This is a genomic window from Actinomycetospora sp., assembly GCF_055612215.1.
Genome location: NZ_JBVPVA010000666.1, coordinates 1 through 5,534, shown reverse-complemented (window position 1 = coordinate 5,534; position 5,534 = coordinate 1). Strand labels below are relative to the sequence as shown.

Here is a 5,534-nt window from a genome sequence, read left to right as displayed (position 1 = left end):
CGCGGCGTGCGCACCGACCGGCGCCGGGCCGGAGTGCTGCTGTGGGGTGGGTCGCTGCTGGTCACCGCCGGGGTGTTCAGCCTCGCGGCGGGGATCATCCACCCCTACTACGCGGTCGCGCTCGCGCCGTGGATCGCCGCGCTCGCCGCCGTCGGGGCGGTCGAGCTGTGGCGGGCGCGCCGGACCGGGTGGGTGCGCTGGGTGCTCGCCGCGGCCGTCGCGGCGACGGCGCTCTGGTCGTGGTGGCTGCTGCGCGAGACGCCCGAGTTCCTGCCGTGGCTGCGGGTCGTGGTGCTGGTGGCGGGTCTCGTCGCGGCGGTCGGTCTCGTGCTCGCCGGGTCCGTGCGGGGGCTGCGCCGGGTGGTGACGACGGGGGTGCTCGCGACCGCGCTGGTCGCCGCGCTCGGCGGGCCGGTGGCGTACGCGGTGCAGACCGCGGGCACGGCCCACACCGAGATCATCCCGACGGCGGGCCCGTCGTCCGGCTTCGGTGGACCCGGCGGTCGTGGTCACGGCGGGTTCGGTGGACCGGGCGGGTTCAGCGCTCCGGGCGGCTCCGGTCGTCCGGGCGGCACCGCCCCCGGAGTCGCGGCAGGTCGAGGCGTGGGGCGCGGCGGACCCGGTGGGGCCATGACGCTGCTGCAGGCCTCGGACCCCTCGCCCGCGCTCACCGCCTTCCTGCGGGCGGGCGCCGCGGGCCACACCTGGGTCGCCGCGACCGCCGGGTCGATGCCGGCCGCGGGCTACCAGCTCGCGAGCGGCGCCCCTGTCATGCCCCTCGGCGGGTTCAACGGGACCGACCCGTCACCGACGCTCGCGCAATTCGAGGCGATCGTCGCCTCCGGTCAGGTGCACTACTTCCTCGGCGAGGGGCTCTCCTCGGTCCCCGACACCGGCGGCAGCGCCGACACCGTGCAGATCACCGCGTGGGTGACGGCGCACTTCCCGGCGACGACGGTCGGCGGGACGACGGTCTACGACCTCACCGCGCCGACGTCGTGACTCACCGACTGCCGAGGACCCGCGTCACCGCGATCTCGATGACCACCCGCTCCGGGTTGGGCTTCGGCGTGCGGTACCGCGCCGCGTAGCGGGCCTCGGCGTCCGCGACCGAGTCCGGGTCCTCGCGCACCACCGCGATCCCCTCCAGGGTTGACCACCGCCCCCGGTCGACCTGGCTGACCGCCACCCGCGCGCCGCCCTCCGGCGCGTCCGCGGCGCGGCGGACGTTCGCGACCTTCTGGCTGCCGCGACGGGTGATGACGCGGGCGGTGGCCGTGTCGAGGTCGAGCGTCACCCCGACCGCGACGACGTGCGGGCTGCCGTCGCGACGCAGCGTCGTCAGCGTGGCCAGGTGGTACTCGCGCCAGAACTCGGCGAACTCCTCGCCGCGGGCGTGCAGGTCCTCTCCGGTGACGGCCACGCTCGCGATCATCGCAGTCGGCTCAGGTGAACCAGTCCATGGCCGTGTTGACCGCCGGGAGGAGCAGGCTGCGCGGGGCGAGGCGGCCGCCGGCGGCGCTCAGCTGGTTCACCAGGCCGGGTACCACGGTGCGCTGCCCGGCCGCCATCGCGGCCACGCCCGCCTCGGCGACATCGGTGGCCTCCCCGACGAAGACGTCCGGGGCCTGCTCGAAGGCGTCGGTGCCCGCCGCGTCGGCGAACCCGGTGCGGGTCAGGCCCGGACTGAGGGTGGTCAGCGTGACGCCGGTCCCGGAGAGCTCGGCGTTCACGGCCTCGGAGAACGACTGGACGAACGCCTTGCTCGCCGCGTAGCTCGCGACGCCGGGCAGCGGTTGGAACGCGGTGATCGAGGAGACGTTGAGGATCGCCCCGGTCCGCCGCGTCGCCTCGGCGCGGTGCACCAGGGCCCCGACGGCGGCGATGGTCAGGTCGTGCAGCGCCAGCACGTTGAGCCGCACCAGGCCGTCGAGGGCCGCCCGCCCGTCCTCGTCGGCGAGGTCGGCGACGCGGCCGGTGACCCCCAGGCCGGCGGCGTTGACCACGCCGACCACGCGCTCGTCGTCGAGCACGATCCGGCGCACGGTGTCCCGGCCCTCGTCGGCGCCGAGGTCGGCGGCGTGGACCTCGGAGGTCAGCCCGGAGCGGTCGCGCAGCTCGGCGGCGAGCTCGGTGAGGGCCTCCTCCCGGCGCGCGACGAGCATCGTCGGGTAGCCGCGCGCGGCCAGCGCCCGGGCGATGGCGGCGCCGATCCCGGAGGACGCTCCGGTGACGAGGACGTGGGCGTCAGGCCCGGGTGGCGGCAGTGGCATGGGCCGTCTGTACCCGTCCGTCAGGTCCAGTAGAGCAGTCGCGCGTCCGGGAGCAGATCCTCGACGAGTCCGGTCACGTGCGTGCGGAGCGCGGCCATGACGTCGTCGGGGTACACGTGCTTCACCGAGCCGTAGCGGCCCCGCTTCGTGCGCCGCTGCTCGGGATCCATCTCGAGACGCGTCGCGGGGTACCAGCCCTCGAGCACCTCCTTGCTGCCCGGCGTGAAGCGGTGGGTGATGCACTCGACCGTGAGGTCGGTGCCCGACCCGCGGACCGCGTCCGCGACGTCGCCGAGCAGGTCCGCGTAGGCCTGCTCCCAGCCCGGCTCGGGGATGATCGGCGCGAGCGTCACCCCGACCGGCCACCCGGCGTGCGCGAGCGTCCCGAGTGCGGCGACCCGGGAGGCGACCGGGTCGGTGCCGCCCTCGAACCGCGACCACGGGCTGAGCGAGAAGCGCAGCCGCGTCCGGCCGTGGTGGGGCAGGTCGAGCAGCGGCGCGACGTCGGCGAACTTCGTCGTGGCGCGCAGCTGCACCGGGCCGGTGAAGTCGTGGGTCCCGACGTGGGCGATCGCGGCGGCGAGGCTGCCCGTCGCCGGTTCGATCCCGAGCGGGTCGGTGTAGCAGGACGCCTCGAAGGTGGTGCCCTCGTGGGCCCGCTCGGCGTTGGTCGAGGTGATGTTGCCGCGCCCGACGTAGCCGTCGAGGTTGTCGAGGATGCGGTCGAGGTCGGCGTAGACGCGGGTGATCGGCGGGCCGGTGAGCGACCCGGCCAGGTAGCAGTACTGGCAGTGCGCCGGGCAGCCGCGGGCGAGGTCGACGCGCCAGTCGGCGCTCGGCGGGATCGGGTCGAGCTTGCGGGCGGAGTCGGGGCTCACGACGACCGCGAGCGTCGCCTTCGCCCGGGCGTAGGTCTCGCGCTCGGTCTCACCCCGGACCCCGGTGATCCGGTCGCCGGTCAGCAGCTCGATGTCCGTGGTGCCGAGCGCCTCGCAGCGCCGCACGATCTCGGCGGCGTGCGGGTGCTCCTGGGCGGCGCGGGTGACGCGGACGTGCCGCGGGACCCACGCGCGGTGGGTGCGGACCTCGCGGCCCGCCGTGGTGCGTACCGGAGCGGCCATCCGGTCGGATACCCGGGCCCGGGTGGCTCACCACGTCCAGAGCCGTGACCACCATCCCTCCGTGCCCGACGTCCCGGCGAACGACTGGCTGGAGGTGTCCGAGGAGGACTCGACCTTGCCGTTCGAGGACTGCGACACGTAGGTGGTCTGCGAGTCGCCGTTCTTGCTCGTGACGCTCTTGCGCGTGACGTGGTTGCCGTCGCCGTCGGACGTCGTCGTCTCGCGGACGGTGGACCCGTCCGAGCCCTTCGACGTGCTCGACTTCACCGAGGACGTCGACTTCTTCGACCCCGTCGAGGAGGAGGACTTCGACGACCCCGATGACGCCGATGACCCGGACGACTTCGAGGACGACGCCTTCGAGTCGGCCGACTTCGAGGACCGGGTCTGCGGGCTGTCCGCCGACTTCGAGCTGTCCGCCGACTTCGAGCCGTCGGCCGGCTTCGAGCTCGCCGACGTGCTGTCGGCCGACTTCGAGGACTGGGCCTTCGGGCCGTCCGTCGCCGTCGCCCCCGGGTCCTTCCGATCCGCCGCGTCGGTGTCGTCGGTCGACTCCCGCGTGGTCGTGACCTCCACGGCGGAGGCATCGGCCGAACGCGTCGTGGTCTGCGTCGTCCGCGAGCGGTCCGTCGGGTCGGTCCGGGTCGAGCGGGTGGTCACCGATCCGGTCGACGGGTCGACGGCCCGGGCCCGGGTGGTCACGACGCCCGTCGACGGGTCGGTCTCCGTCGAGGAGCTGCCGTCGGGTGACGTCGCAACGCGCGGTGCGGACGCCCGCGTCGGTGCGGCGCCGGTGGTCGTCGTGATCCCGTCGGACGAGCCGGGGGGCGCGTCGGTGGACGCCGGCCCGAGCGTCGGGATCGGCCAGCCCTCGGGCTGCGCGTCCGATCCCTTCGACGCGCCCGAGCCGGTCGTCGGCGCGAGCGGCGAACCCTTGCCGCCGGTCCCGGGCGCCAGGGTCGACCCGGTGCCGGTGGCGGTCGCCTCGCCGGGCAGGTCCGCGGTGTCGGGCGCCGCCGAGGCGGACGGCGGGTCGGAGCTGCTGGGGCCGAGCATCGGGATGGGCCAGCCCTCGGGAGCGACCGCGGGCACCGCGACCGCGGGGGTCTGCGTCGCGCCGCCGTCCTTCGTCGCGCCGCCGTCCTTCTTCGCGGCGCCGTCGTCCTTCTTCGCGGCGCCGCCGCCCTTCTTCGGCGCTTCGGCCTCCCCGACCTTTGGCAGCTCGATCTTCGGCGCCGCCGGGGGGTCGGCCTTCTTCGGCGCATCCTTCTCGGGCTTCTCGGCCGGCTCCTGCGGAGGATCCACCTTCTTGGGTGCCTTGGCCGCGGGGCCCTCGGCCCGCGGAGCGGCGCCGGTCGGGGCGTCCGCGCCGCCGGCGCGCGGCGGCAGGACGCCGCCGAGCACTTGGCCGGGGAGGTCCTGGACCCGTGGCGGGGCCGCGACGGAGGGGCTCCCGGCGGCCGGCGGCGGACCCGACGCGCCTTGCGACGGCGGCACGATCGGCGCCAGCGGTGCGGCGGCGCGCGGGGACGGGGCCTGCGCCCCGGGCACGATCGGCGCCAGCGGCGGGTCCCAGCCCGACGGAGTGCTCGACGCGGCGGCCGGCGGCGCACTCCCGAGCGGGCGCGCTCCGGGCAGCGGGATCGGGGTCAGCGGTGGGGCGAGCGAGTCGTCGGGTGCTCCGGGGTTGGGCGGCGCCGCGCCGGCACCCCCCGCGGCCGTACCGCCGGAGGGCGCGGGCGCGGCCGACGTCCCGAGGTCGGCACCGGGGGCGCTCGAGCCCGGCGTCGCGCCGGCGCCGGACCCGGCCCCCGGCGGCGGGCCGTACCCCGAGCCGTACCCCGACCCGCCGTCCGCCGACCCGGAGCCGTAGCCCGACCCCGCGTCGCTCCGCGGCGCAGCCGGGTCCGGGGTCGCGTCCTCGGTGTCGCTCGCGAGCGCGCGCGACGTCCCCGCCGTCCCGGCAGCCTCACCCGGCCCGACCGGGGCGATCACCGTCCGGCCGACGCCGAGCGCCGCCGCGAGGATCGCCACCGCGAACAGCCCCGTGACCGCCGCGCTGCGGGCCGACCACCGCGGCCACCTCCGCCGCCGACGATCCGTCCCCCAACCGTTCAGGGAGCCCGACGGCATACCTGTC

At 76.3% G+C, this 5,534-nt stretch carries 5 protein-coding genes; 1 reads left to right on the top strand and 4 read right to left on the bottom strand.

Translation table 11 applies throughout. The features are described 5' to 3' along the window. The coding region (locus AC0CYZ_RS18310) for a mannosyltransferase YkcB-related protein (RefSeq protein WP_472217888.1) at nucleotides 1-1,002 on the top strand (1,002 nt) is incomplete at its 5' end. A 1-nt stretch (nucleotide 1,003) separates the two neighbouring features. Here the strand turns inward: AC0CYZ_RS18310 and AC0CYZ_RS18305 are convergent. The 4 genes from AC0CYZ_RS18305 to AC0CYZ_RS18290 are packed head-to-tail and all read right to left on the bottom strand — an operon-like array spanning nucleotide 1,004 to nucleotide 5,428. Continuing rightward, on the bottom strand, nucleotides 1,004-1,435 hold the full coding sequence (locus AC0CYZ_RS18305; RefSeq protein ID WP_472217886.1) for a TIGR03618 family F420-dependent PPOX class oxidoreductase: 432 nt from the start codon (nucleotides 1,433-1,435) through the stop codon (nucleotides 1,004-1,006). 10 nt (nucleotides 1,436-1,445) lie between these two features. Continuing rightward, entirely contained in the window at nucleotides 1,446-2,273 is an 828-nt protein-coding gene (locus AC0CYZ_RS18300; protein WP_472217884.1) for an SDR family NAD(P)-dependent oxidoreductase, read from the bottom strand. Nucleotides 2,274-2,293: 20 nt separating this feature from the next. Next, nucleotides 2,294-3,394, bottom strand: coding sequence for a spore photoproduct lyase family protein (locus tag AC0CYZ_RS18295; protein WP_472217882.1), 1,101 nt, complete (start codon nucleotides 3,392-3,394; stop codon nucleotides 2,294-2,296). A gap of 27 nt (nucleotides 3,395-3,421) precedes the next feature. Continuing rightward, nucleotides 3,422-5,428, bottom strand: coding sequence for a hypothetical protein (locus AC0CYZ_RS18290; RefSeq protein WP_472217879.1), 2,007 nt, complete (start codon nucleotides 5,426-5,428; stop codon nucleotides 3,422-3,424). Between the last annotated feature and the right edge of the window lie 106 nt (nucleotides 5,429-5,534).

Excerpts from the sequence above, each read along its gene's own strand:
- AC0CYZ_RS18305 (WP_472217886.1), bottom strand. The coding sequence starts at position 1,435 with ATGATCGCGAGCGTGGCCGTCACCGGAGAGGACCTGCACGCCCGCGGC.
- AC0CYZ_RS18295 (WP_472217882.1), bottom strand. The coding sequence starts at position 3,394 with ATGGCCGCTCCGGTACGCACCACGGCGGGCCGCGAGGTCCGCACCCAC.
- AC0CYZ_RS18300 (WP_472217884.1), bottom strand. The coding sequence starts at position 2,273 with ATGCCACTGCCGCCACCCGGGCCTGACGCCCACGTCCTCGTCACCGGA.